The sequence below is a fragment of the Enterobacter sp. SCRI0065 genome, assembly GCF_059766475.1.
In genome coordinates, this window is sequence record NZ_JCBAJB010000001.1 from 59,692 (window position 1) to 80,911 (window position 21,220).

At 53.6% G+C, this 21,220-nt stretch carries 19 protein-coding genes; 15 read left to right on the forward strand and 4 right to left on the reverse strand.

What is annotated here, in order from left to right:
- The first annotated feature begins 35 nt into the window (after window positions 1-35).
- From phoA to adrA, 3 genes are all read left to right on the forward strand, one after another.
- Window positions 36-1,451: an alkaline phosphatase gene (gene phoA, locus AC6EMZ_RS00275; RefSeq protein ID WP_498400369.1), complete on the forward strand. Its 1,416-nt coding sequence runs from the start codon at window positions 36-38 to the stop codon at window positions 1,449-1,451.
- A 91-nt stretch (window positions 1,452-1,542) separates the two neighbouring features.
- Entirely contained in the window at window positions 1,543-1,863 is a 321-nt protein-coding gene (gene psiF / locus AC6EMZ_RS00280) for a phosphate starvation-inducible protein PsiF (protein ID WP_498400370.1), read from the forward strand.
- Window positions 1,864-1,965: 102 nt separating this feature from the next.
- Window positions 1,966-3,069, forward strand: coding sequence for a diguanylate cyclase AdrA (adrA, locus tag AC6EMZ_RS00285; RefSeq protein ID WP_498401445.1), 1,104 nt, complete (start codon window positions 1,966-1,968; stop codon window positions 3,067-3,069).
- A gap of 17 nt (window positions 3,070-3,086) precedes the next feature.
- Here the strand turns inward: adrA and proC are convergent, their stop codons facing one another.
- A complete protein-coding gene (gene proC / locus AC6EMZ_RS00290) occupies window positions 3,087-3,896 on the reverse strand; it encodes a pyrroline-5-carboxylate reductase (protein ID WP_498401446.1) in 810 nt (269 codons plus the stop codon).
- Window positions 3,897-4,001: 105 nt separating this feature from the next.
- Between proC and AC6EMZ_RS00295 the strand changes: the two genes are divergently transcribed.
- The 5 genes from AC6EMZ_RS00295 to ppnP all read left to right on the forward strand — a co-directional run bounded on the left by AC6EMZ_RS00295 (window position 4,002) and on the right by ppnP (window position 6,625).
- Window positions 4,002-4,463 (forward strand): YaiI/YqxD family protein, encoded by a 462-nt coding sequence (locus tag AC6EMZ_RS00295; protein WP_498400371.1) that lies wholly within the window; start codon window positions 4,002-4,004, stop codon window positions 4,461-4,463.
- A gap of 127 nt (window positions 4,464-4,590) precedes the next feature.
- Window positions 4,591-5,115: a shikimate kinase AroL gene (aroL, locus tag AC6EMZ_RS00300; protein ID WP_498400373.1), complete on the forward strand. Its 525-nt coding sequence runs from the start codon at window positions 4,591-4,593 to the stop codon at window positions 5,113-5,115.
- Window positions 5,116-5,159: 44 nt separating this feature from the next.
- Entirely contained in the window at window positions 5,160-5,351 is a 192-nt protein-coding gene (gene yaiA / locus AC6EMZ_RS00305) for a protein YaiA (protein WP_498400375.1), read from the forward strand.
- A gap of 237 nt (window positions 5,352-5,588) precedes the next feature.
- Window positions 5,589-6,266 carry an AroM family protein gene (locus AC6EMZ_RS00310; RefSeq protein WP_498400376.1) on the forward strand — a complete coding sequence of 226 codons (678 nt, stop codon included), beginning with the start codon at window positions 5,589-5,591 and terminating at the stop codon, window positions 6,264-6,266.
- Between the two features lie 71 nt (window positions 6,267-6,337).
- Complete coding sequence (gene ppnP, locus AC6EMZ_RS00315; RefSeq protein WP_498400377.1) at window positions 6,338-6,625, forward strand: pyrimidine/purine nucleoside phosphorylase; 288 nt, start codon at window positions 6,338-6,340, stop codon at window positions 6,623-6,625.
- A 45-nt stretch (window positions 6,626-6,670) separates the two neighbouring features.
- On the opposite strand, the gene rdgC is transcribed toward ppnP, so the two are convergent.
- Window positions 6,671-7,582: a recombination-associated protein RdgC gene (rdgC, locus tag AC6EMZ_RS00320; RefSeq protein WP_498400378.1), complete on the reverse strand. Its 912-nt coding sequence runs from the start codon at window positions 7,580-7,582 to the stop codon at window positions 6,671-6,673.
- Window positions 7,583-7,705: 123 nt separating this feature from the next.
- Here rdgC and mak point away from each other — a divergent pair, with 123 nt between their 5' ends.
- The gene (gene mak / locus AC6EMZ_RS00325; protein WP_498400379.1) at window positions 7,706-8,611 is read left to right on the forward strand and encodes a fructokinase; all 906 of its coding nucleotides are present in this window, start codon (window positions 7,706-7,708) and stop codon (window positions 8,609-8,611) included.
- Between the two features lie 82 nt (window positions 8,612-8,693).
- Here the strand turns inward: mak and sbcC are convergent, their stop codons facing one another.
- Together sbcC and sbcD are read right to left on the reverse strand one after the other, a co-directional pair.
- A complete protein-coding gene (gene sbcC / locus AC6EMZ_RS00330) occupies window positions 8,694-11,831 on the reverse strand; it encodes an exonuclease subunit SbcC (protein ID WP_498400380.1) in 3,138 nt (1,045 codons plus the stop codon).
- Entirely contained in the window at window positions 11,828-13,033 is a 1,206-nt protein-coding gene (gene sbcD / locus AC6EMZ_RS00335) for an exonuclease subunit SbcD (RefSeq protein ID WP_498400381.1), read from the reverse strand. Before sbcD ends, sbcC begins: the two co-directional genes overlap by 4 nt.
- A 182-nt stretch (window positions 13,034-13,215) precedes the next feature.
- On the opposite strand from sbcD, the gene phoB reads away from it, so the two are divergent.
- The 6 genes from phoB (at window position 13,216) to AC6EMZ_RS00365 (ending at window position 21,194) form a co-directional block, all read left to right on the forward strand.
- A complete protein-coding gene (gene phoB, locus AC6EMZ_RS00340) occupies window positions 13,216-13,905 on the forward strand; it encodes a phosphate response regulator transcription factor PhoB (protein WP_095280962.1) in 690 nt (229 codons plus the stop codon).
- 21 nt (window positions 13,906-13,926) lie between these two features.
- Window positions 13,927-15,222, forward strand: a complete 1,296-nt coding sequence (gene phoR / locus AC6EMZ_RS00345; RefSeq protein WP_498400382.1) for a phosphate regulon sensor histidine kinase PhoR — start codon at window positions 13,927-13,929, stop codon at window positions 15,220-15,222.
- A 409-nt stretch (window positions 15,223-15,631) separates the two neighbouring features.
- On the forward strand, window positions 15,632-16,951 hold the full coding sequence (gene brnQ / locus AC6EMZ_RS00350; RefSeq protein ID WP_498400383.1) for a branched-chain amino acid transporter carrier protein BrnQ: 1,320 nt from the start codon (window positions 15,632-15,634) through the stop codon (window positions 16,949-16,951).
- Between the two features lie 79 nt (window positions 16,952-17,030).
- The gene (gene proY, locus AC6EMZ_RS00355) at window positions 17,031-18,404 is read left to right on the forward strand and encodes a proline-specific permease ProY (RefSeq protein ID WP_498400385.1); all 1,374 of its coding nucleotides are present in this window, start codon (window positions 17,031-17,033) and stop codon (window positions 18,402-18,404) included.
- A gap of 131 nt (window positions 18,405-18,535) precedes the next feature.
- Window positions 18,536-20,350, forward strand: coding sequence for a maltodextrin glucosidase (gene malZ, locus AC6EMZ_RS00360; protein ID WP_498400386.1), 1,815 nt, complete (start codon window positions 18,536-18,538; stop codon window positions 20,348-20,350).
- Between the two features lie 202 nt (window positions 20,351-20,552).
- Window positions 20,553-21,194, forward strand: coding sequence for a hydrolase (locus tag AC6EMZ_RS00365; RefSeq protein WP_498400387.1), 642 nt, complete (start codon window positions 20,553-20,555; stop codon window positions 21,192-21,194).
- Window positions 21,195-21,220: the final 26 nt, after the last annotated feature.

Below are 21,220 nucleotides of genomic sequence, written 5' to 3' on the forward strand. Positions count from 1 at the left end.
TTTTATTTTGTGTATTTTTACATGGAGAAAATAAATTGAAACAGAGCGCACTTTTCATCGCATTATTCCCGTTGATGTTTACCCCTGCAATTTACGCCGAAACAACGCCAACTCAGGTACTCGAAAACCGTGCGGCTCAGGGTGATATCACTCAGCCTGGCGGAGCACGTCGTCTGTCGGAAGATCAAACAGCAGCGCTGCGTGCATCGTTAAACGATAAACCGGCCAAAAATATTATTCTGCTCATTGGCGACGGTATGGGTGATTCCGAAATTACCGCTGCGCGAAATTATGCTGAGGGCGCGGGTGGTTTTTTCAAAGGTATTGATGCGTTACCGCTGACCGGCCAATATACCCACTATGCGCTGGACAAGAAAACCGGTAAACCGGATTACGTCACCGATTCTGCTGCCTCGGCAACCGCATGGTCAACCGGCGTTAAAACGTATAACGGCGCGCTGGGCGTCGATATTCACGAAAAAGATCACCAGACCATCCTGGAGAGGGCAAAAGCGGCTGGCCTGGCAACGGGTAACGTTTCAACGGCTGAACTGCAGGACGCGACACCTGCAGCGTTAGTGGCACACGTGACCTCGCGCAAATGCTATGGCCCCTCCATGACCAGCGAAAAATGCCCAACGAACGCGTTGGAAAAAGGCGGTAAAGGTTCAATTACCGAGCAACTGCTGAATGCCCGCGCTGACGTTACCTTAGGTGGCGGGGCGAAAACCTTCGCGGAAACCGCCACGGCAGGCGACTGGCAGGGGAAAACCCTGCGTGAGCAAGCTCAGGCGCGTGGATATCAGATGGTCAGCGATGCGACCTCTCTGGCCGGGATAACGGAAGCCAACCAGGATAAACCGCTGCTTGGTTTGTTCTCCGAAGGCAATATGCCGGTCCGTTGGGAAGGGCCGAAAGCCTCGTATCATGGCAACCTCGACAAACCAGCGGTGACCTGTACCCCAAATCAAAAACGTAACGACAGTGTGCCAACACTGGCGCAAATGACTGAGAAAGCCATTTCACTGCTGAGCAAAAGCGAGAAGGGCTTCTTCCTGCAGGTAGAAGGCGCGTCGATCGATAAACAGGATCACGCAGCAAATCCATGCGGACAAATCGGTGAAACGGTCGATCTGGACGAAGCGGTGCAAAAAGCACTGGAGTTCGCGAAGAAAGACGGTAATACCCTGGTGGTGGTGACGGCAGACCATGCCCACGCGAGTCAGATCCTTGCCCCAGATGCGAAAGCCCCTGGCCTGACCCAGGCGTTGAATACCAAAGATGGTGCAGTAATGGTGATGAGCTACGGCAACTCCGAAGAGGAGTCGATGGAACATACCGGAACGCAACTGCGTATTGCAGCGTATGGTCCACATGCGGCGAATGTGGTAGGCCTGACCGATCAAACCGATCTCTTCTACACCATGAAGTCGGCGCTCTCGCTGAAATAAAAGCAAAACCCGGCGGAAACCTCGTCCGTCGGGTGGTTTTTTCCCCGCGACGAACCAGACTTAATGTGAACCTTCATATAAGGATGGTGCAATGAAAATAACATTACTGGTTACCCTGCTCTCAGGCGTGTTTCTGATGTCTTCGGCGACTGCCGCAGAAAGAACGCTTACCCCTCAACAACAACGTATGACGAGCTGCAACCAGCAGGCTACGGCTCAGACGTTGAAAGGTGACGCCCGCAAAACCTATATGAGCGATTGCCTTAAAAATACGACCTCCAGACCTGGCGAGAAAAGCCTGACGCCTCAGCAGCAAAAGATGCGTGAATGCAACGAGCAAGCCACCAACCAAATGCTGAAAGGCGATGATCGCAGCAAGTTTATGAGCGCTTGTCTCAAGAAAAAAGTGTAGTCCTAATGGGTGAGCAGCCGTCGCGGCTCACCCGAAATATCATACTTTCCCCGCGGGTTGCCTCTCTATAATTTGGGAAAATGTTTCAGATTGTTCCCAAAAATTATGAATGATGAAAACTTTTACAATAAAGACGTCACGCGAGAAGAGTGGCATCAAAACCTTTCTCAGGATGACCATCACCGTTCCGGCATACGGTTCGCCCGGCAGGCTCGATTGCCGCGTATGTTTGGCCTGGCTGCGATGTTTTTCCCGATTGCAGGTGCGCTAGTCGCGCAAGCTCCGCCTGGAGGCTGGTGGTTACTGCTGGTCGGTTGGGCATTTATCTGGCCGCATCTTGCCTGGCAACTGGCGTGTCGTTCTGCCGATCCACGCAGTAGTGAAATGTATAATCTCAAAGCCGATGCCATTGTGGCGGGCGTGTGGATGGGTCTGGTTGGCGTGAATGTTCTGCCAACGGCAGCACTGGCGATGATGATAGGCATGAATATGATGGGGGCGGGCGGATTGCGGTTATTTTGCGCCGGGGCCATTATGACCGCCGTCACCGCGATCGTCACGTTGCAACTCACCGGAATAACCCCTGCTTTTACCCTCTCTCCCCTGGAATTATGGCTGGCGTTGCCGGTTATCGTGCTCTATCCGTTGCTGTTTGCCTGGGTAAGCCATCAGACAGCCATTCGGCTGGCCGAGAATAAACGCCACCTTGAAATGATGAGCACCCGGGATGGAATGACGGGCGTGTTTAATCGCCGTCATTGGGAAACGTTATTGCGCAATGAATATGACAGCTGTCGACGCCATCATCGTGAGGCGGCGATTTTAATTATCGATATCGACCATTTTAAAAGTATCAACGATACATGGGGGCATGATGTTGGGGATGAAGCTATCATCGCGATTACGCGTCAGTTGCAGTTAGCTCTGCGCGCCGGAGATATTATTGGCCGCTTTGGCGGGGATGAATTTGCGGTGGTGATGGTTGGCACGCCCGCTGAGAGTGCGATAGCCGCGATGTCGCGCGTTCATGAACGCCTGGCGACTTTAGTGCTCCCTTGCGCGCCTCAGGTTAAAATGCGCATCAGCGTAGGCGTTGCGCCCTGGACGCCGGAGTTTGGGCACTACCGTGAATGGCTGAAAGCCGCTGACGTCGCGCTTTATAAAGCGAAAAACGCCGGACGCAACCGCACCGAAGTGGCAGCCTGACGCCCGGCAAGGTAGCATCAGGATTTACTCAGGCTCTCTGATTTTTCCATGCATTTGGTCATCGCTTCAATCACCGCAGAACGAAATCCGCGTTCTTCCAGAACCCGTACTGCTTCGATCGTCGTCCCGCCAGGTGAACACACCATATCCTTCAGCTCGCCCGGATGTTTACCCGTTTCCAGCACCATTTTGGCAGAACCCATCACCGCCTGAGCGGCAAACTTGTAGGCTTGTGCACGCGGCATTCCACCGAGCACGGCGGCATCGGCCATGGCTTCGATAAACATAAAGACGTAGGCCGGCGCAGAACCGCTGACGCCCACCACCGGATGGATCATCGGCTCGGCAATGGCTTCGGCTTCACCAAAGCAGCGGAAAATATTCAACACATCTGCCACGTCTTCAGGCGTAACCAGCGCGTTAGGCGTGACCGACGTCATCCCTGCGTTGACCAGCGATGGGGTATTTGGCATGGCTCGAACAATTTTGCGATCGTGACCCAACGCGCGCGCCAGCTGATCCAGCGTAATACCTGCGGCAATAGAAACGACGAGCGTCTCTTTGTTCAGGCTGGAGGTAATATCGCTCAGAACTTTAATCATGATATTAGGCTTAACGGCACCGAAGACGATATCCGCGATCTGAGCCACTTCCTGCGCGCTTTCGGCGGCGTTGATGCCATATTCATCGCGTAATGCGGCGACTTTATCCGGTGACGGGGTGTACACCCAAATCTGTCCCGGCAGCACCTGGCCGCTGGCAATCAGACCGCCGAGAATGGCTTTGCCCATGTTTCCACAGCCAATAAAACCGATTTTCTTCTCCATCATGTCGCTCCGTTATTATGCGTTGTTATCTCTGATTGATAGCTTTATAGCTTAACAACGAAAAGCAAGCGACAATAGCCACCATTGTGATTCAGGGGAGATAATATGACGATTTGGGTTGATGCGGACGCTTGTCCGAATGTCATCAAAGAGATTTTATTCCGTGCGGCGGACCGTGTTGAAATGCCGCTAACGCTGGTGGCGAACCAGAATATCCGCGTGCCGCCCTCAAAGTTTATCCGCTCAATGCGCGTCCCGGCCGGGTTCGACGTTGCGGATAATGAAATCGTGCGCTTGTGCAGCCCCGAAGATTTGGTGATTACCGCTGATATTCCGCTGGCGGCAGAAGTGCTCGAAAAAGGGGCATCAGCGCTGAACCCGCGCGGCGAACGTTATTCACCTGCGACAATCCGCCAGAAGCTCACTATGCGCGACTTCATGGACACCCTGCGCGCCAGCGGCGTGCAAAGCGGCGGGCCAGATACGTTATCTCAACGCGATCGCCAGATGTTTGCCGCTGAGCTGGATAAATGGCTGCTGGAAGTGAAGCGCCGTACTGCGAAATGATAAGCATTGCCAAATATGATACAGTAGAGCAACTTGTCGTTACCTTATGTACTAGTTTGATGGTATTATTGCTCGTTTTTCGACTTCACACTCCGCAACCTCGCGATATCAAGGGGAACACCTGGTTATGACCCAACCCATCTTTTTAGTTGGCCCTCGCGGCTGCGGAAAATCCACCGTTGGCCTCGAACTGGCTCGTGCTTGTCAAAGCGAGTTTGTGGATACCGACCACTGGCTACAGACGCATGCCGGGCACTCCATCGCTGAGATAGTCGAAAAAGAGGGCTGGGACAGCTTCCGTTCGCGTGAAACCGCGACGCTGGAAGCCGTCACCGCGCCGTCGACCATTGTTGCGACCGGCGGAGGCATCATCCTGGCTGATTATAATCGTCAGTTTATGCGTGAGAAGGGAGTCGTTATCTACCTTTGTGCGCCGGTGTCGACGCTGGTAGAACGTCTTGAGGCCTTTCCTGAAGAAGGGCAGCGGCCGACGCTCACCGGAAAGCCGATTAGTGAAGAAGTCAGTGAAATCCTTGCCGAGCGAGATGCACTTTACCGCGAAGCGGCTCATCACGTTGTCGATGCCTCACAGTCACCGGATCAAGTTGTTAACCATATTGTTACCGTCCTGCGTCTGGCTCGCGCCAGTTAGCAGGGGTCTATACTCATAGTTCAACTCTGAAAAAAGGATGAACTATGCCGACCAAACCTCCCTATCCACGCGAAGCGCGCATTGAAACCGTCGAGAAAGGTAATGCTGACCAGACCGTGACCTGGTATCAGCTGCGCGCCGATCATCCCAAACCCAACTCCCTGATTAGCGAACATGAGACCGAGCAGGAAGCCCTGGACGCGAAACGGCGTTACGAAGATCCCGAAAAGTCCTGAATATATTCTTAAAGCGATAACAATGTTGCCGGAATCACACTTTTGACTCAACGCGAATGTTAAGCAGGAGTTAATATCTAGTTATTACAGGCGCATTCGGAAGGCTCGGTCGATCTTTACATTTCGGTGCAAAGATCAACTGCTACGCTTTTGTCCTGTTTACTCTAAAACAAGAGCCGCGCAGCGTATTGAGCCCGTGCCTGATATACCGCAGTGGTAGTAATAAAGGCGACGAACATGAAGGCGACTTTGGCGATCCTCACCATCGGGGTGGTCCCTGTAAGCGAAGTATTACCGCTCTTAACGGAGCATGTCTCTGAACAACAGATCGCACATCTTAGCCTGTTAGGTAAGTTGAGTCGGGATGAGGTCATGGAAGACTACGCTATTGAAATGGGAGACGATTCCCTGCCGACATTATTAAGCGATGGTAAACTGGCGCATGTCTCGCGCCAGAAAATCGAACGTGCTCTGCAAAGCGTTATCGAGGTGCTCGATAACCAGGGTTACGACGTTATTCTGCTCATGAGTACGGCTCCGATTACCGGACTGGTGGCACGCAATTCTATCCTTCTCGAACCGATGCGCATTATTCCTCCGCTGGTGGCCTCGATTGTGGATGGGCATCAGGTAGGGGTTATTGTTCCGATTGAAGAACTTCTCGACGATCAGGCAAGTAAATGGATGCTCCTGCAAAAGCAGCCCTTATTCGCGCTGGCGAATCCCATCTGGGATAGCGAGGAGAAACTCATCTGTGCAGGGCGAGAATTGCTGGAGCAGGGCGCGGATGTGCTCATGCTCGATTGTCTTGGTTTTCATCAGCACCACCGCGATTTACTGCAAAAGGCACTTGATGTCCCCGTGCTGCTCTCGAACGTACTGGTGACGCGTCTGGCGTCTGAATTATTGGCCTGATGATTTTACGTGACAGGCACGGAGGATGGCCCCTATAGTGGATTTTTATCCAAAGACATAAGGGCCAGTTTATGCTTCAGAGTAACGAATACTTTTCCGGTAAAGTGAAATCCATCGGTTTTACCAGCAGCAGCACTGGCCGCGCGAGCGTCGGGGTAATGGCTGAAGGCGAATACACATTTGGAACTGCGGAGTCAGAAGAGATGACGGTCGTCAGCGGTGCGCTGAATGTGCTGCTGCCAGATGAGACTGAGTGGAAAGTGTATACCGCTGGCGAAGTTTTTAACGTACCTGGCCACAGCGAGTTTCATCTGCAGGTTGCAGAGCCTACCTCTTATCTGTGCCGTTATTTGAAATGATTTTATGTGCCCTTCCTGTTGAGGAGGGGCACACTGCATCATCGGTTAGCGTTGCGCTTCGCCGCCTAATCCTTCAACCAGATTCTTGATAAGCGCCGCTAACTCGCCCGTCATCAGAATAAAGTCGGCATCAAAGCGCCCGGCAACATCTTCGCGCTCAATATCTTCATTTTGATCGCGTAGCTCATCGCAAAACTTCAGACGTTTAATCGAGCCATCGTCACACATCACAAACTGAATACGCTGCTGCCAGTCGAGTGCGAGCTTCGTCACCAGTTTACCCGCTTCGATGTGCACGGCGATTTCATCGCAGACCAGATCCTGTTTTTTCGCGCGGATCACGCCGCCATCCTCAAGGATCGCTTTTAATTCTGCTTCGTCCAGTAGCTGGAAACCTTGCGCAGGATTTCCACTACGAACCCATTCGGTTAGCGTCAGTTCGATTGGATTTTCCAGGGTCAACGGAACCACCGGCAGTGAACCCAGACTCTTACGCAGCAGGGCCAGCGTATCTTCCGCTTTCTTGGCACTGGCGCAGTCAACCATAATCAAATCGTTAACGGTATCGATCCACATCATGGTCTGGTTGAAGCGGCTAAATGCGCGCGGCAGCAGAGAATGCAGCACTTCATCTTTCAGGGAATCTTTTTCGGTTTTTTTCAGCTTGCGACCCTGTTCGGCCTCAAGCTTGAAGATCTTCGCTTCCAGCGCTTGTTTGACTACCGGCGTCGGCAGGATTTTTTCTTCTTTACGAGCGCAGAGGATGATTTGACCATTGGTGGTGTGGGTCAGAGCATCGCCTTGCGAACCCATGGGAGACACCCAGCCGGTTTTCGCCATGTCCTGGCTACCGCATGGGGTAAAGGTATAAGCGTCTAACTGTTTTTCCATCTCTTCTGCACGCAGCGAAACGTCGCGGCTGAGACGGTAAACCATCAAATTTTTGAACCACAGCATGATAATTTCCACGGCCTTGTCGTTAAATCAGCGGGCATGATAACGAATTGTCGCAGCGCTTGCATTGCTAATCGGGCAGGGTACTTCTACTCTGTTGATAATCAAAAAAATGAGGAGTGTCCTGTGCGTATTGGGATTGATTTGGGCGGCACCAAAACAGAAGTCATTGCACTGAGCGAACAGGGTGAGCAGATGTTCCGCCACCGTCTGCCAACCCCGCGTGACGACTACTCGCAGACTATTGAGACCATCGCGTCTCTGGTGGAAATGGCAGAGCAGGCCACAGGGCAAACTGGCACCGTCGGGATGGGCATTCCTGGCTCGATTTCGCCGTACACTGGCGTGGTGAAAAATGCGAATTCGACCTGGCTTAACGGCCAGCCGTTCGATAAGGATTTAAGCAAGCGACTGAATCGCGAAGTACGCCTCGCGAATGACGCTAACTGCCTTGCCGTCTCGGAAGCCATTGATGGCGCAGCCGCGGGCGCGCAGACGGTCTTTGCAGTGATTATTGGCACGGGTTGTGGCGCAGGCGTGGCGTTCGGTGGGCGCGCCCATATCGGCGGTAATGGTACGGCGGGCGAGTGGGGACATAATCCGCTGCCGTGGATGGATGAGGATGAGCTGAAATATCGCGCTGAAGTACCGTGTTATTGCGGCAAGCAGGGGTGTATTGAGACGTTTATTTCCGGCACCGGGTTTGCCACTGATTATCATCGACTTAGCAGTAAGCCGCTGAAAGGAAATGAGATCATGCGACTCGTCGACGCACAGGATCCGATTGCTGAACTGGCGCTGAGTCGTTATGAAATGCGTCTGGCGAAATCCCTGGCGCACGTTATCAATATTCTCGATCCCGACGCGATCGTACTGGGCGGTGGCATGAGCAACGTGGATCGGCTGTACCACACGGTGCCGAATCTGGTGAAGCAGTGGGTATTTGGCGGCGAATGCGAAACCCCAATCCGCAAAGCGGTGCATGGCGATTCCAGCGGTGTGCGCGGCGCCGCGTGGCTTTGGCCGAGTTAACAAGCAAAACGGCAACCAAAGCTACCATTATTGGTTTCTTTTCCCTCTCCCCCGCGGGAGAGGGTCAGAGTGAGGGCATCAGTCACTCCACCGCAAACACCTTATCCAGCCTGCTATACCCCAACCCGTTAATTTTCTTCACCTTAATCTGGACCGGGATACGCTCTTTCATCGCTTCGACGTGGCTAATCACGCCGATGGTTTTCCCGGTGGCATTCAGCGCATCCAGCGCATCCAGAGCGGCATCCAGCGTTTCGCTGTCTAACGTGCCAAAGCCTTCGTCGAGGAACAGCGAGTCGATACGCGTCTTATGGCTGACCAAATCGGAAAGCGCTAACGCCAGCGCGAGGCTGACCAGGAAGCTTTCGCCGCCGGACAGCGTGCGGGTATCGCGCACCGCATCGGCCTGCCAGGTATCAACCACTTCAAGCTCAAGCGCGTCGCTGGCTTTTCGTTGCAGCAGATAACGCCCATGCAGGCGGTTGAGCTGCTGGTTCGCCAGCCACACCAGGTTATCGAGCGTCAGCCCCTGGGCGAACTTACGGAATCGGTCGCCCTCTTTGGAGCCGATCAGTGAATTCAGGTAACCCCAATCGTCCGCCAGGCGGGCCGCCTCTTCAATTTGCTGCATCAGTGCCTGTTGATGCAGGCGGTTATCGCTATCCTGTTTGAGCTGTTGGCGGATTTCACCCTGATGCGTGGTGTTCTCTCGCAGCCTTTGCGTAAGCTGATGGAGCTGAGCTTCAAGCGTCGGCACATCGAGACCGTCAGGCAAATCCGCAGGTTGATGCGCGGCGTGTTCTTTTAATTGCAGTTGCGCCTGCGCTGCCAGCGCGGAGGATTGGTGTATCTGCTGTTCCAGCGTGTGCTTAAGGTGCTCCAGACGGCGGACGGTATCGCCCTCAAGCAGCGCCGCGAGAAAAGCGTCCTTATCGGCAAAGCAGCTTTCAGCCAGCGCCGTGGCGAACTGCGTTTGCAGCTGGGTTAGACGTTCGCGATCGTTGTTTTCCTGCTGCTGTAAGGTCGCAAGCTGGCTTTGTAGCGAAATACATTCGTTGTGGATTTCACGCCAGCTTTCGGGCACCGGTTCATCTAATGACTCGTTCTCTGAAACCGGTAACGTATCAAGCAGCGGCGTGAGTGCGCTTATACGTTCCTGGACAGCGACGCTGTGCTTTTGCTTTTCCTGCCATGCCTGCGCTTCGGCTTCTCGCTGCGCCAACCACGCCGGAATGTCGTCGTCTTGCGGGGCGGTAAGTGCGAGTTCGGCCAGGGCGCTACGTAAGGATTTTTGCTGTGAATCGATCTGCTGCTGGATTTGCAGAGTCTGCTGTTCGAGATCGTTAAGCTGGATCTGGAACGCCTGTCGTTGGCTATGTTGATACAGCTGACGATCGTACTGCTCCTGCTCGTCCAGCCACGCGGCAATATCATCTTGTATATTCAGGCTAACGTTCAAAGAAGCGCACACTTCCTGCCACTCTTTGATAAGCGCCTGCTCTTCCTGAGTGAGTGTCTGTGCTTCTGTTGCCTCGTTTTGTAACCGTTCGACCAGCGCTTTTAGCTGTCCGCGCAGCAGCAGTCCTTCCTCTTCGAGCTGCTTGACGTCCTTTTTTAGTTCATCACGACGACGCTGATTGGCGGTCATTTCCAGCGCCTGATACTGCGCAACCGCTGGATGCTCAAGGGAGCCGCACAGCGGGCACGGCATACCAGCTTCAAGATTGGCGCGATGCGCTTCAAGACTCTTGATGAGCTCTTCCTGTTTACACAAGGTTTCCAGGTCAAGATAGTGCTGGTTTCGTTCTTTATACTGCTGGCGTCGCGTCGCTAAAGTCTGGTCGAGACGGTTTTGCTCCACCTGTCCTTTTTGTTGAGCATCGAGACTATGAACCAGGCGCTTTTTCAGCGGGTGATAGCGCGCATGCAAGGTTGCCAGACGCTGACGTGCAGGCCGCAGCATCACCTGACGCTCCATTACCGCCGTGGTCTCTTCAGCGGAAAGGGCGAGCGACCCGGCCGGCAGCGCCGCTATTTTTTGTTGCAGCTCAGCGACGCGTTTAGCCAGCGCAGAGTGCTGAGTCTTATCGCGCTGCTGTTGGGTAAAGAGTGCCCGCCAGCCCGCAATATGTTGGCTCCACAGTCCGAAACGGCTGTTCTCTTCGAGCCAGTGCGTGAATTGCTTAAGTTGAGTCTGGAGTTGTTCAACCTGACGTACCGCGCCGTTACGGATCCGCGCTCTCCGCGCCGTGCGCTCCAGTAAGCGAGTGTTTACTTCTTCGATTTGCTGCTGCGTTCGGGTCAGACTTGCCGTCTGCTCTTGCTGTCTGTCCCAGAGTGGGCGCAGGGCGAGCGCAGGTTGCGCCAGCGTTAACTTATCGAGCTCAGGTTGAGCATCCGTCTGGGCCTGTAACGCCTGCTGATGCGCCTCCTGGGTCCGCCGTTGTTCCTGCGAAAGTTCCGCGCTGCGCACCAGCCATTGATGCCGGGCCTGATGGCTTAACTGATCGGCCAGCAGCGATTTTTCTTCGTCAGTGAGCGCCTGCAAACGTTGCTGCAACTGTTGCTGTTGCTCATCATTCAACAATACAACACCCGCTGCCTGCGCTTCGCGAATGTCCAGTTCTGTACGGGCTGCCTTGTGTTGTTCAAATACCCTTGCTGAAATTTGACCGTAGATCTCGGTTCCCGTTAACTCCTCCAGTAGCTCGGCCCGCTCTTTCGGTTTGGCATTAAGAAACGCGGCAAACTGGCCCTGTGAGAGCAACATCGAACGGGTGAAGCGGCCATAGTCTAGCCCGGTAAGCGAGGCGGTCAGCTCCAGTTTATCTTTCACCTTATCGGCGAGGATTTTGCCATCTTCACACTGGGCCAGTTCGACACGCGGTGCCTGTAAGTTCCCGTCTGGCTGATTGCGCGCGCGGTTCTGGCTCCAGAAAGCGCGATAGGCGACGCCTTTCACCTCAAACTCGACTTCAGCGAGACATTCAGCGGTATCGCGGGTCATCAAATCATTTTGTGATTGAGATACCGTATTGAGGCGCGGCGTCTCGTGATACAGCGCCAGGCAGATGGCGTCGAGCAGCGTCGTTTTACCCGCGCCGGTTGCGCCAGTGATGGCAAACAGACCGTTGCTGGCGAAGGGCTCGGCGGTAAAGTCGATTTTCCATTCACCCTTCAGAGAATTGAGGTTTTTCAAACGCAGGCTTAAAATTTTCATGCGTTTTCTTCCTCATCATTCAGCGTGTGTAGCGTATGGGTAAAAAGCTCGTTCACTCTTTCGCGTTTCGCGTCGTCGATCTCTTCTTGTGCCAGTCGACGTTCAAAGACCTCTTCAACTTTCAGTTCGCTTAGCGTTTCGCGCTGCGTACTTAAGAGAATTTTCTCGCGTTGCTCGCGGCTACGGCGCACCAGTAAAACCTCAACGGGTAAATCTTCGGTTAACGCCTGAATCTTGCGCTGCATATCGTGGAGATAATCGTCGGTGGTGATTTCAATATCCAGCCAGACGGGAGGATCCTGCTCGACGCCACGCCACTGTTCGAGCTGCGCGGTAATGCTCGCCAGGTCGCCTTTTAGCACCGCCAGCGGTTGCGTAACGGGGACTTGCAGGGTCTCGACGGTGCTCAGTTTTCCCTCGGAAAAACTCACCAGATGGACGCTTTTAGGCTTACCTGTTTCATCGAAACTCAGTGATATCGGTGAGCCGCAGTAGCGAATATGCTCGCACCCGCCAATAACCTGCGCGCGATGGATATGGCCCAGCGCGATGTAATCGGCTGGAGGGAAGTTTTGCGCCGGGAACGCATCCAGAGTACCGATATAGATCTCACGGACCGCGTCACTTTTACTGGCGCCCACGGTGGTCAAATGTCCGGTGGCGATGACCGGAAGAGGAGTGTCGCCGCGAACCGCGCAGGCATCGGTATACTGCTGCTGATAATATTCAGTAATGGATTGCAGCAGATGTTGCTGTTTTTCGCCGCCTGAAAGTCCTGCCTGGCTTTGCACGATGTCGCGAGGACGCAAAAAAGGAACCGGGCAGAGCACCGCACCCGGCGTGCCGTCGCGTTTTTTCATGATTTGCGGAGCTTGACCGGCGTTGGCGACCACGGTGGTATTCAGAAACGCGAGGATATCGCGAGACTCATTAAGCGTTGCCACCGAGTCATGGTTGCCTGCAACGATCACCAGATGGCAGCCGGTATGCTGCAAATTGACCACGAAGCGGTTGTATAACTCACGCGCATAGCTGGGTGGCGATCCGGTATCAAAAATATCGCCCGCGACAATAATCGCGTCTACCTCGTGTGACTGGGCGGTTTCCAGCAGCCAGTTCAGGAAGGCTTCATGTTCAGCGGCGCGGCTTTTGCTGTAAAAATTTTGACCCAGATGCCAGTCCGAGGTGTGAAGTATGCGCATAACAGATCCGTGGCAAAAAAAGGTGAAGAGGATTATAAACTTTCAGAGGCAGGAAAATAACCGCTGTAACAAAACAACAGTTTGCCATTTGTGGTAGTGATGTTTTTCATAAATCTGTCATAAATCTGACGCATAATGACGCCGCATTACAAACTATTAACTTAAATAAGACAGGGCAAAGTATGGCGAGACGTATTCTGGTCGTAGAAGATGAAGCTCCAATTCGTGAAATGGTGTGCTTCGTGCTCGAACAAAACGGTTTTCAGCCGGTGGAGGCTGAAGATTATGACAGCGCGGTGAATCAGCTGAACGAACCCTGGCCTGATTTGATTCTGCTTGACTGGATGTTGCCAGGCGGCTCTGGACTGCAATTTATCAAACATATTAAGCGTGAAGCCATGACGCGTGATATTCCAGTGGTCATGCTGACGGCGCGCGGTGAAGAAGAAGACCGTGTACGCGGTCTGGAGACGGGCGCCGATGATTACATCACCAAGCCATTCTCGCCGAAAGAGCTGGTGGCGCGTATCAAAGCGGTGATGCGCCGTATTTCACCGATGGCGGTGGAAGAGGTGATAGAGATGCAGGGATTGAGTCTGGACCCGACCTCGCATCGTGTGATGACCGGTGAAAATCCGCTCGACATGGGACCAACTGAATTCAAATTATTGCACTTCTTCATGACTCATCCGGAACGCGTATACAGCCGAGAGCAGTTGCTGAATAACGTCTGGGGAACTAACGTCTATGTCGAGGATCGAACGGTCGATGTGCATATTCGCCGCTTGCGTAAAGCGCTGGAACACAGCGGCCACGATCGCATGGTGCAGACGGTTCGCGGCACGGGTTATCGTTTTTCAACCCGTTTCTGATTAATGACAGGAGTGTGACGCGTGCTGGAACGTCTGTCATGGAAAAGGCTCGTTTTTGAACTGATCTTATGCTGTCTTCCGGCCCTCATTTTGGGGGCTATCTTTGGTCATTTGCCGTGGTTTTTACTGGCGGCAGTGACGAGTCTGTTGATCTGGCATTTCTGGAATTTACTGAGACTATCCTGGTGGCTGTGGGTGGATCGCAGCATGACGCCGCCCCCCGGTAGCGGCAGCTGGGAGCCTTTACTGTACGGCCTTCACCAGATGCAAATGCGTAACAAAAAGCGCCGTCGTGAGCTGGGTAGTTTGATTAAACGCTTTCGCAGCGGCGCGGAGTCGCTGCCGGATGCCGTGATCCTGACGACCGAAGAAGGGACGATTTTTTGGTGCAACGGACTGGCGCAACAGCTGCTGGGATTACGCTGGCCCGACGATAATGGCCAAAATATCCTTAACCTCCTGCGTTATCCCGAATTCACGGTTTACCTAAAAAAACGTGACTTTTCTCGGCCACATAATTTGATATTAAACACCGGTCGACACCTGGAAATTCGCGTGATGCCTTATAGCGATCGGCAATGGCTGATGGTGGCGCGAGATGTGACCCAGATGCACCAGCTTGAAGGCGCGCGACGCAACTTCTTTGCCAACGTCAGCCATGAACTTCGGACTCCGCTCACCGTGCTTCAGGGCTATCTGGAGATGATGCAGGAGCAAACGCTGGAAGGCGCGCCGCGCGAGAAAGCGCTGCACACCATGCGCGAGCAAACCCATCGTATGGAAGGGCTGGTGAAGCAGCTTCTCACGCTTTCAAAAATCGAAGCGGCACCGACGCTGGCGCTGAATGAGACTATCGATGTGCCTATGATGTTGCGGGTTGTGGAGCGTGAAGCTCAGACATTGAGTCACAAAAAACATGACATTGTGTTTGAGGTGGATAACGCGCTGAAAGTACTCGGAAGCGAAGATCAGTTGCGCAGTGCTATCTCTAACCTGGTCTACAACGCGGTCAATCACACCCCGGAAGGAACCAAAATTGTGGTTCGTTGGCGGCATCTTCCGACGGGCGCAGAGTTCAGCGTAGAAGATAATGGGCCGGGTATCGCAGCGGAGCACATTCCGCGCCTGACCGAACGTTTCTATCGCGTTGACAAAGCGCGGTCCCGACAAACTGGCGGAAGCGGATTGGGCCTGGCGATTGTGAAGCACGCCGTCAATCATCACGAAAGTCGGCTGGATATTCAGAGCACGCCGGGCAAAGGTACGCGATTCAGCTTTATCATCCCGGAACGATTAATTGCCAAAAAAAGCGCCTGATATTGCGGGTGTCAGATTTCCTTTCCACAGGCCAGCCTTTGCTGGCCTGTTTACTTTGCAGTCAAGAAAAACGCGCGTGAATTTTATACGGCTGATGCTTTTTTGTTCGCATGATTACCCATGGGTTTTTCTTATACTTAGCGTATTGTTCCAGACCTCATTCCCATGCTGGCATATTGTTCTGGTTTTACGATCCCACCTTGCCTTTAAACGTTATAAGCGTTTAAATTGCGCCCCATGTACTGTCATACCGACTGTATTTGCGCGGTAAATCGAAAAACTATTCTTCGCCACGCCAGCATGGGAGCATATCCCGCTGAAATAGAGTTAATTTTCCGCCGTATTGTCCCTTTTGGGATGGCGAAAATTTCAACGTTTACAACACCACATCCACAGGCAGTAAGGTTCTATGACCCATCATTTAAAATCGCGTGACATCATCGCGCTGGGCTTTATGACTTTTGCGCTGTTCGTCGGCGCAGGAAATATCATTTTTCCTCCCATGGTTGGCTTGCAGGCGGGTGAACACGTCTGGACAGCGGCTTTTGGGTTCCTGATTACCGCTGTGGGTCTACCGGTACTCACCGTTGTCGCGCTGGCGAAAGTCGGTGGTGGGGTGGATAGCCTCAGTACGCCAATCGGTAAAGTGGCTGGCGTTCTGCTGGCGACCGTTTGCTACCTGGCCGTTGGCCCGCTGTTTGCGACGCCGCGCACTGCGACGGTTTCCTTTGAAGTGGGCATTGCCCCGCTGACGGGCGATGGCGCAATGCCGCTGTTTATCTACAGCCTGGTTTATTTCGCGATTGTTATTCTGGTTTCGCTCTATCCGGGCAAACTGCTCGATACCGTGGGTAACTTCCTGGCACCGATGAAAATCGTTGCGCTGGTTGTACTGGCTGTCGCTGCGGTTGTGTGGCCAGCAGGCCCTATCAGCGATGCGATGGACGCCTATAAAAATGCGGCCTTCTCCAACGGCTTTGTGAACGGTTATCTGACGATGGATACGCTGGGCGCAATGGTCTTCGGTATTGTGATTGTTAACGCGGCGCGTTCTCGTGGCGTGACCGAAGCGCGTCTGCTGACTCGCTATACCATCTGGGCTGGTCTGATGGCCGGTGTTGGCCTGACGCTGCTGTATCTGGCGCTGTTCCGCCTGGGTTCCGACAGCGCGACGCTGGTCAATCAAAATGCAAACGGCGCAGCGATTCTGCATGCTTATGTTCAGCATACCTTTGGCGGTGCGGGAAGCATGCTGCTGGCGGCGTTGATTTTCCTGGCGTGTCTGGTGACGGCGGTTGGCCTGACCTGTGCGTGTGCCGAGTTCTTCGCGCAGTATCTGCCACTCTCTTACCGTACGTTGGTGTTTATCCTGGGCGGCTTCTCAATGGCGGTCTCGAACCTGGGCCTGAGCCATCTGATTCAGATCTCTATTCCGGTGCTGACCGCGATTTATCCGCCGTGTATCGTGCTGGTTGTCCTGAGCTTCACCCGTTCGTGGTGGAATAATTCGTCACGAATTATTGCGCCAGCGATGTTTATCAGTCTGCTTTTTGGTATTCTTGACGGGATTAAAGCGTCGGCATTCGGTGAAGTCCTGCCAGCCTGGACACAGCGCCTGCCGCTGTCCGAACAAGGTTTGGCCTGGCTGATGCCAACGGTTGTGGCACTGGTTCTGGTGATTGTCTGGGACCGTGCAGCAGGGCGTCAGGTAACTTCCAGCGCGCATTAATCAACGATAAAATTGTTTAACCACGGGGCTTAAGGCCCCGTGGTTTTTTGTTTTTTTTGAGTTGAATGGCAAGATTTTAATGGAAAGCACGAACAAACTAAAACGTGGACTGAGCACCCGCCATATTCGGTTTATGGCATTGGGCTCGGCAATTGGTACTGGCCTGTTTTATGGCTCGGCTGATGCTATCAAGATGGCGGGACCGAGCGTCCTGCTTGCCTATATTATCGGCGGCGTGGCGGCCTATATCATCATGCGTGCGCTGGGGGAGATGTCAGTACACAATCCTTCCGCCAGCTCCTTCTCGCGCTATGCTCAGGAGAACTTAGGCCCGCTGGCAGGTTACATCACCGGCTGGACCTACTGCTTCGAAATCCTGATAGTGGCGATTGCTGACGTCACCGCCTTCGGTATTTACATGGGCGTCTGGTTCCCGCTGGTGCCGCACTGGATCTGGGTGCTGAGCGTCGTGCTCATTATCTGCGGCGTGAACCTGATGAGCGTCAAAGTCTTTGGTGAACTGGAGTTCTGGTTCTCGTTCTTTAAAGTCGCCACCATTATCATCATGATTATCGCGGGTTTCGGCATCATTATCTGGGGTATTGGCAACGGCGGACAGCCGACCGGTATTCATAACCTGTGGACCAACGGCGGCTTCTTTAGCAACGGTTGGCTCGGCATGGTGATGTCGCTGCAAATGGTGATGTTCGCTTATGGCGGTATCGAAATTATCGGTATCACTGCGGGAGAAGCGAAAGATCCGCAGACATCCATTCCGCGCGCGATCAACTCCGTACCGATGCGTATCCTGGTATTCTACGTGGGCACGCTGTTTGTGATTATGTCCATTTATCCATGGAACCAGGTCGGCACTAACGGTAGCCCGTTTGTCCTGACCTTTCAGCATCTGGGTATTGCGTTTGCCGCCAGCATCCTCAACTTTGTGGTGCTGACCGCCTCATTCTCGGCCATCAACAGTGATGTGTTTGGGGTAGGGCGCATGCTGCACGGCATGGTCGAGCAGGGCAATGCACCGAAAGTCTTCGCCAAAACCTCGCGCCGCGGTACGCCGTGGGTTACGGTGCTGGTCATGACCGTCGCGCTGCTGTTCTCGGTCTACCTGAACTACATCATGCCGGAAAACGTCTTCCTGGTGATTGCCTCACTGGCGACCTTCGCGACGGTTTGGGTGTGGATAATGATTCTAATGTCACAGATTGCCTTCCGCCGTCGCCTGCCGCCGGAAGAGGTCAAAGCACTGGCGTTTAAAGTCCCTGGCGGTGTGCCAACGACCGTGGTTGGACTTATCTTCCTGGTCTTTATCATCGGCCTGATCGGTTACCATCCGGAAACGCGCATCTCTTTGTACGTTGGCTTTGCGTGGATCGTTCTGCTGCTGGTGGGTTGGGCGTTTAAACGCCGCCGCGAGCGCCGACTGGCAGAAGCGCAGTAGTTTGAGTGCCCGGTTATTCCGGGCATTTTTCCTCCTCCCCCGTCCTCCTCCCCTAATAAACCGTTCCATGATGAGCTAACCTTAACCACCCTATGGCAAGGTGACGTCAAATTCATCAAAGGGGATTCGTGATGTTGAACGCCTGGCACCTTCCGGTTGCCCCATTTGTTAAGCAAAACAAAGACAAGCTTGTCATCTCATTATGGCTGACGGGAGAAAATCAGCCCGAGCGCGTCACGCTACGCGCTGAGGTGGATAATGAAGAAACAACGCTCGTAATGCACAAACAGCGCAGTCAGCCGAAGCCTGGCGTGACGGCGTGGCGAGCGACCATCGACCTTACCCAGGGCCAGCCGCGCCGCCGTTATAGCTTTAAGCTGCTATGGAATAACCGTCAGCTTTGGTTCACCCCGCAGGGGTTTAGCCGTTTTCCTCCTGCTCGGCTGGAGCAATTCGCCGTTGATTACCCCGATAGCGGCCCGCAGTGGGTGAATGAGCAGGTTTTTTATCAAATCTTCCCCGATCGCTTTGCCCGCAGTGAGAAACGAACCGCTCAGCAGGATAAGGTTTACTATCACCATGCCGCAGGCCACGACATTATCCGTAAAGCGTGGGATCAACCGCTAACGGCGCAGGCCGGTGGGTCTACTTTTTACGGGGGCGATTTGGACGGGATTAGCGAGAAACTCCCGTACCTGAAGACGCTGGGCGTGACGGCGCTGTACCTCAACCCGGTATTCAAAGCGCCTAGCGTGCATAAGTACGATACTGAAGATTACCGTCATGTTGACGAGCAGTTTGGCGGTGACGAGGCCTTGCTGCGGCTGCGAGAAAACACCCGGCGCGAAGACATGCGCTTGATTCTGGATGGCGTATTCAACCACAGCGGGGATTCTCACGCCTGGTTTGACCGACATAATCAAACGATGGGCGGCGCATGCCACAATCCTGATTCCACTCAACGCGACTGGTACAGCTTTAGCGACGATGGTTGTGCGCTGGACTGGCTCGGCTATGCCAGCCTGCCAAAACTGGATTTTCAGTCATCTTCGCTGGTCGACGAGATCTACGGCGGCGAGGACAGCATTGTCCAACACTGGCTAAAAGCGCCGTGGAACATGGACGGCTGGCGTCTGGACGTGGTTCATATGTTGGGTGAGGCGGGGGGCGCGCGCAATAATCTACAGCACGTCGGCGGAATTACCCAGTCTGCGAAGAGGGCAAACCCAGAAGCATTTGTTTTTGGCGAGCATTTTGGCGACGCGCGTCAATGGCTACAGGCAGATGCCGAGGATTCGGCGATGAACTATCGCGGTTTTACCTTCCCTCTCTGGGGGTTTCTGGCGAACACCGATATTTCATACGATCCGCAGCAAATAGACGCCGAAATCTGCATGAAATGGATGGATAACTACCGCGCGAGCCTGTCCCATCAGCAGCAGCTACGGATGTTTAACCAGCTTGATAGTCACGATACCGCGCGCTTCAAATCATTATTAGGCAAAGACGTGGCCCGCCTGCCATTGGCGGTCACCTGGCTGTTTACCTGGCCCGGCGTGCCGTGCATTTACTACGGTGACGAAGTGGGCCTTGATGGCAATAACGATCCTTTCTGCCGCAAGACATTCCCATGGGAAGCAGAAAAGCAGGACAACGTGCTTTTCACGCTGTATCAACGTCTGGCGAAGCTGCGTAAGCAAAACCAGGCGCTACGCTACGGTGGCTGTCAGGTGATGTACGCTCACGATAACGTCGTGGTGTTTGCCCGCGTGTATAACCAGCAGCGCGTGCTGGTGGCGATTAACCGTGGTGAGGCGTGTGAAGTGGTGCTGGACGATTCACCGTTACTGGACGTGGAACGCTGGCTGCTCAAAGAAGGTAAGGGGGAACTGCAAGAAGGCGTGCTCTCTTTACCTGCGATTTCAGCGTCCGTTTGGTTCGGCTAATACTGACAGGTAACCGGCGTATTTGCGCCGGTTACCCAATATTCTCCTCCGTTGTTCTGTTAAATTAAACAGAGCGGACAAATATCTTCAATATCTCTTAAATCATTTCTCGCTATACTCAAATTGCTTAATAAGTCAGGGCCCTTTCTCATATAGCACACAAAACCATTAACTTTTAACGTATTGATTAAAAGGTATATTTATGTCTATTCGTGAATTGATTGACCCCTCTAACTCCACGTTGATTTTTATCGATCACCAGCCGCAGATGTCCTTTGGTGTCGCTAATATTGACCGTCAATTATTAAAGAATAATACGGTTGCCCTGGCTAAAGCCGGCAAAATATTTAATGTGCCCGTTATCTATACGTCGGTAGAAACGAAAAGCTTTAGCGGTTATATCTGGCCGGAACTGCTGGCGGTTCACCCGGACGTCAAACCGATTGAACGTACCTCAATGAACTCATGGGAAGATGATGCGTTTGTTGCGGCGGTGAAAGCAACGGGCCGCAAAAAACTCATCATTTCTGCTCTATGGACCGAAGTTTGCCTGACCTTCCCGGCGCTGATGGCGCTGGACGAAGGTTTCGAGGTGTATGTTGTCACCGATACCTCCGGTGGGACCTCCGTTGACGCCCACGAACGTGCTATCGACCGCATGGTGCAGGCTGGTGCTGTGCCAGTCACCTGGCAGCAGGTACTCCTTGAATACCAGCGCGACTGGTCACGTAAAGAGACCTACGATCCGGTGATGGATCTGGTGCGTGAACACAGCGGTGCCTACGGTATGGGCGTGGATTACGCCTACACCCTGGTTCACGGCGCGCCTGAGCGTAAAGCCTAACTCTCCGGGCGGGCGCGTCCCGCCAT

Excerpts from the sequence above, each read along its gene's own strand:
- psiF (WP_498400370.1), top strand. The coding sequence starts at position 1,543 with ATGAAAATAACATTACTGGTTACCCTGCTCTCAGGCGTGTTTCTGATG.
- proC (WP_498401446.1), bottom strand. The coding sequence starts at position 3,896 with ATGGAGAAGAAAATCGGTTTTATTGGCTGTGGAAACATGGGCAAAGCC.
- ppnP (WP_498400377.1), top strand. The coding sequence starts at position 6,338 with ATGCTTCAGAGTAACGAATACTTTTCCGGTAAAGTGAAATCCATCGGT.
- rdgC (WP_498400378.1), bottom strand. The coding sequence starts at position 7,582 with ATGCTGTGGTTCAAAAATTTGATGGTTTACCGTCTCAGCCGCGACGTT.
- yaiA (WP_498400375.1), top strand. The coding sequence starts at position 5,160 with ATGCCGACCAAACCTCCCTATCCACGCGAAGCGCGCATTGAAACCGTC.
- AC6EMZ_RS00365 (WP_498400387.1), top strand. The coding sequence starts at position 20,553 with ATGTCTATTCGTGAATTGATTGACCCCTCTAACTCCACGTTGATTTTT.
- sbcC (WP_498400380.1), bottom strand. The coding sequence starts at position 11,831 with ATGAAAATTTTAAGCCTGCGTTTGAAAAACCTCAATTCTCTGAAGGGT.
- AC6EMZ_RS00310 (WP_498400376.1), top strand. The coding sequence starts at position 5,589 with ATGAAGGCGACTTTGGCGATCCTCACCATCGGGGTGGTCCCTGTAAGC.
- sbcD (WP_498400381.1), bottom strand. The coding sequence starts at position 13,033 with ATGCGCATACTTCACACCTCGGACTGGCATCTGGGTCAAAATTTTTAC.
- proY (WP_498400385.1), top strand. The coding sequence starts at position 17,031 with ATGGAAAGCACGAACAAACTAAAACGTGGACTGAGCACCCGCCATATT.
- malZ (WP_498400386.1), top strand. The coding sequence starts at position 18,536 with ATGTTGAACGCCTGGCACCTTCCGGTTGCCCCATTTGTTAAGCAAAAC.
- phoB (WP_095280962.1), top strand. The coding sequence starts at position 13,216 with ATGGCGAGACGTATTCTGGTCGTAGAAGATGAAGCTCCAATTCGTGAA.
- brnQ (WP_498400383.1), top strand. The coding sequence starts at position 15,632 with ATGACCCATCATTTAAAATCGCGTGACATCATCGCGCTGGGCTTTATG.
- aroL (WP_498400373.1), top strand. The coding sequence starts at position 4,591 with ATGACCCAACCCATCTTTTTAGTTGGCCCTCGCGGCTGCGGAAAATCC.
- AC6EMZ_RS00295 (WP_498400371.1), top strand. The coding sequence starts at position 4,002 with ATGACGATTTGGGTTGATGCGGACGCTTGTCCGAATGTCATCAAAGAG.